The 5,175-nt window shown below is 55.7% G+C and carries 2 rRNA genes; both read right to left on the bottom strand.

The annotated features are described in order from the left end of the window. Positions 1 to 61: 61 nt before the first annotated feature. Positions 62 to 3,182 (bottom strand): 23S ribosomal RNA (locus tag D9R02_RS11120). 372 nt (positions 3,183 to 3,554) lie between these two features. Beyond that, a 16S ribosomal RNA gene (locus D9R02_RS11115) occupies positions 3,555 to 5,085 on the bottom strand. Together the 16S and 23S rRNA genes form the textbook arrangement of a ribosomal RNA operon. Positions 5,086 to 5,175: the final 90 nt, after the last annotated feature.

Below are 5,175 nucleotides of genomic sequence, written 5' to 3'. Positions count from 1 at the left end.
GGGGTTGTTGGTGGTCAACCACATAGTGAACGCGAACACCACACTTGATGACTGTTTGTGTGTGTATAAGTCTTCGGTGTATTAGTACCAGTCAGCTCCACGCCTTGCAACGCTTCCACACCTGGCCTATCAACCCAGTCGTCTACTGGGCACCTCACACCCCTCAAAGGGGCTAGGAAATCTCATCTCGGAGCAAGCTTCCCGCTTAGATGCTTTCAGCGGTTATCAATCCCGAACGTAGCTAATCAGCGATGCTCCTGGCGGAACAACTGACATACCAGAGGTTCGTCCGTCCCGGTCCTCTCGTACTAAGGACAGGCCTCCACAAATTTCCAACGCACGCAGCGGATAGGGACCGAACTGTCTCACGACGTTCTGAACCCAGCTCGCGTACCGCTTTAATGGGCGAACAGCCCAACCCTTGGGACCAACTCCAGCCCCAGGATGCGACGAGCCGACATCGAGGTGCCAAACCATGCCGTCGATATGGACTCTTGGGCAAGATCAGCCTGTTATCCCCGAGGTACCTTTTATCCGTTGAGCGACGGCCATTCCACAATGTACCGCCGGATCACTAGTCCCGACTTTCGTCCCTGCTCGAGCTGTCACTCTCACAGTCAAGCTCCCTTGTGCACTTACACTCAATACCTGATTGCCGACCAGGCTGAGGGAACCTTTGGGCGCCTCCGTTACTCTTTAGGAGGCAACCGCCCCAGTTAAACTACCCATCAGGCACTGTCCCTGACCCGGATCACGGGCCGAAGTTAGATGTCCAGAGTGACCAGAGTGGTATTTCAACAACGACTCCACCACCACTAGCGTGATAGCTTCACAGTCTCCCACCTATCCTACACAAGCCACACCGAACACCAATACCAAACTATAGTAAAGGTCTCGGGGTCTTTCCGTCCTGCTGCGCGAAACGAGCATCTTTACTCGTACTGCAATTTCGCCGAGTTCATGGTTGAGACAGTAGGGAAGTCGTTACTCCATTCGTGCAGGTCGGAACTTACCCGACAAGGAATTTCGCTACCTTAGGATGGTTATAGTTACCACCGCCGTTTACTGGGGCTTAAATTCTCCGCTTCGACCCAAGGGTCTAACAGGTCCTCTTAACCTTCCAGCACCGGGCAGGAGTCAGTCCGTATACATCGTCTTACGACTTCGCACGGACCTGTGTTTTTGATAAACAGTCGCTTCCCCCTAGCCTCTGCGACCCCACCCAGCTCACACAGCACGTGTGCTCACCAGACAGGGCCCCCCTTCTCCCGAAGTTACGGGGGCATTTTGCCGAGTTCCTTAACCATGATTCTCTCGAACGCCTTAGTATTCTCTACCTGATCACCTGTGTCGGTTTGGGGTACGGGCGACTAGAACCTCACGTCGATGCTTTTCTTGGCAGCATAGGATCACCGAATTCCCTCACCTAAGAGAGTCCCATCACATCTCAGGCACACAACCCGCGGATTTACCAACGGGTCACCCTACATGCTTAGACCAGGACAACCATCGCCTGGCTCGGCTACCTTCCTGCGTCACACCTGTTAACACGTTTACCTCCCCGGATCAGGTCCCACGCTCCCCACACACCCCGCGTACCACAAGGGCACACGGTCATGGTGGTTCGGGTGGTTAGTATCCCCGGTTCAGTAGGGTCGGTTCTTCGTCGGTACGGGAATATCAACCCGTTGTCCATCGACTACGCCTGTCGGCCTCGCCTTAGGTCCCGACTCACCCAGGGCAGATTAGCTTGACCCTGGAACCCTTGATCATCCGGCGGACGGGTTTCTCACCCGTCTATCGCTACTCATGCCTGCATTCTCACTCGTTGAGGTTCCACCACTGGGTCACCCCGCAGCTTCACTACCCCAACGACGCTCCCCTACCCACAACACCACCTCAACCACAAACGGCTCAGCTATACGGTGTCATGCCACAACTTCGGCGGTGTACTTGAGCCCCGCTACATTATCGGCGCGGAATCACTTGACCAGTGAGCTATTACGCACTCTTTCAAGGGTGGCTGCTTCTAAGCCAACCTCCTGGTTGTCTAAGCAACTCCACATCCTTTCCCACTTAGCACACGCTTAGGGGCCTTAGTTGATGGTCTGGGCTGTTTCCCTTTCGACTATGAAGCTTATCCCCCACAGTCTCACTGCCACGCTCAACTTGACTGGCATTCGGAGTTTGGTTGACGTCAGTAACCTTGTAGGGCCCATCAGCCATCCAGTAGCTCTACCTCCAGCAAGCAACACGCAACGCTGCACCTAAATGCATTTCGGGGAGAACCAGCTATCACGGAGTTTGATTGGCCTTTCACCCCTACCCACAGCTCATCCCCTCCATTTTCAACTGAAGTGGGTTCGGTCCTCCACGCGCTCTTACACGCGCTTCAACCTGGCCATGGGTAGATCACCCCGCTTCGGGTCTAGATCACGCCACTCACAACGCCCTATTCAGACTCGCTTTCGCTACGACTACCCCACACGGGTTAATCTCGCGACGTAACACTAACTCGCAGGCTCATTCTTCAAAAGGCACGCTGTCACCCCTAAAGGCTCCAACGGCTTGTAAGCACACGGTTTCAGGTACTATTTCACTCCCCTCCCGGGGTACTTTTCACCATTCCCTCACGGTACTGATCCGCTATCGGTCATCAGGAAGTATTCAGGCTTACCAGGTGGTCCTGGCAGATTCACACGAGATTTCACGGGCCCCGTGCTACTCGGGAGAACGTCACACCACGACAATGACAGTTTCGTCTACGGGACTCACACCCCCTACGGTCTGGCACTCACCACCAGTTCGACTACCACCACGCCACAGCGCCCAGGGTGGCGACCCCAGGAACAACGCATCCCACAACCCCGATCATGCAACCCTCGCCAGGTATCACACACAACCGGTTTAGCCACCATCCGCTTTCGCTCGCCACTACTCACGGAATCACTGTTGTTTTCTCTTCCTATGGGTACTGAGATGTTTCACTTCCCCACGTTCCTCCTCGCACCCTATGAATTCAGATACGAGTGACTACGCATAACACGCAGCCGGGTTACCCCATTCGGAGACCCTCGGATCACAGCTCGTTTATCAGCTCCCCGAGGCTTATCGCAGATTTCCACGTCCTTCATCAGCTCCTGATGCCAAGGCATCCACCGTGTGCTCGTAACAACTTATACGCCACACAACACAAATAAATCATCAAAGAACACACCACACACCCCAACAGGGTGCGCGGCGTCAAAGATGCTCGCGTCCACTATGTAGTTGACAAACAACAACCCACCAGCACCACCCCACCAGAACAACCGTCCCAGCTTCGTGGTGCTGCGGGAAACCAACCAACACCAGCGTGTTGATCGACAACCCAACAATGTGCCACCACACCACCACCCCAACACCACCACCAGGACTCGTGCCCGGTCGTGTTCCCGTGTCAGGGAGCAGCATGTCCGCTTGCTGATATTCCACCCATGAGCATCAACCACACCCCCACCACAACGGTGAGGATCGTGGGCGCCGGCCACACGGCCAGCCACAGTGCTCCTTAGAAAGGAGGTGATCCAGCCGCACCTTCCGGTACGGCTACCTTGTTACGACTTAGTCCCAATCGCCAGTCCCACCTTCGACGGCTCCCCCCACAAGGGTTAGGCCACCGGCTTCGGGTGTTACCAACTTTCGTGACTTGACGGGCGGTGTGTACAAGGCCCGGGAACGTATTCACCGCAGCGTTGCTGATCTGCGATTACTAGCGACTCCGACTTCACGTGGTCGAGTTGCAGACCACGATCCGAACTGAGACCAGCTTTTTGGGATTAGCTCCACCTCGCGGCATCGCAACCCATTGTACTGGCCATTGTAGCATGCGTGAAGCCCAAGACATAAGGGGCATGATGATTTGACGTCATCCCCACCTTCCTCCGAGTTGACCCCGGCAGTCTCCTATGAGTCCCCACCATCACGTGCTGGCAACATAGAACGAGGGTTGCGCTCGTTGCGGGACTTAACCCAACATCTCACGACACGAGCTGACGACAACCATGCACCACCTGTACACCAGCCCCACAAGGGGGAAAGACCATCTCTGGCCCGGTCCGGTGTATGTCAAGCCTTGGTAAGGTTCTTCGCGTTGCATCGAATTAATCCGCATGCTCCGCCGCTTGTGCGGGCCCCCGTCAATTCCTTTGAGTTTTAGCCTTGCGGCCGTACTCCCCAGGCGGGGCACTTAATGCGTTAGCTACGGCGCGGAAAACGTGGAATGTTCCCCACACCTAGTGCCCAACGTTTACGGCATGGACTACCAGGGTATCTAATCCTGTTCGCTCCCCATGCTTTCGCTCCTCAGCGTCAGTAACAGCCCAGAGACCTGCCTTCGCCATCGGTGTTCCTCCTGATATCTGCGCATTTCACCGCTACACCAGGAATTCCAGTCTCCCCTACTGCACTCAAGTCTGCCCGTACCCACTGCACACCCGGGGTTAAGCCCCGGGCTTTCACAGCAGACGCGACAAACCGCCTACGAGCTCTTTACGCCCAATAATTCCGGACAACGCTTGCGCCCTACGTATTACCGCGGCTGCTGGCACGTAGTTAGCCGGCGCTTCTTCTGCACGTACCGTCACTTTCGCTTCTTCCGTGCTGAAAGAGGTTTACAACCCGAAGGCCGTCATCCCTCACGCGGCGTCGCTGCATCAGGCTTTCGCCCATTGTGCAATATTCCCCACTGCTGCCTCCCGTAGGAGTCTGGGCCGTGTCTCAGTCCCAGTGTGGCCGGTCACCCTCTCAGGCCGGCTACCCGTCGTCGCCTTGGTGAGCCATTACCCCACCAACAAGCTGATAGGCCGTGAGCCCATCCAAAACCAGTAAAACCCTTTCCACACACCACCATGCGGTGACATGTCGTATCCAGTATTAGACCCAGTTTCCCAGGCTTATCCCGGAGTCAAGGGCAGGTTACTCACGTATTACTCACCCGTTCGCCACTCATCCACCCAGTGCAAGCACCAAGCTTCAGCGTTCGACTTGCATGTGTTAAGCACGCCGCCAGCGTTCGTCCTGAGCCAGGATCAAACTCTCCGTCAAAAAATTCAACAGAAACCACCCACCACACGACACGCGGTACGGTGGGATCCCAGCTGACACCCAACACCCCCAGGAAACGGGAAAACACCT

The organism is Kocuria rhizophila (assembly GCF_003667225.1).
In the GTDB taxonomy this organism is placed as follows: Bacteria; Actinomycetota; Actinomycetes; order Actinomycetales; family Micrococcaceae; genus Kocuria; species Kocuria rhizophila.
Note: the sequence above shows the minus strand (reverse complement) of the source record. Positions and strands in the feature narration are given on the sequence as shown.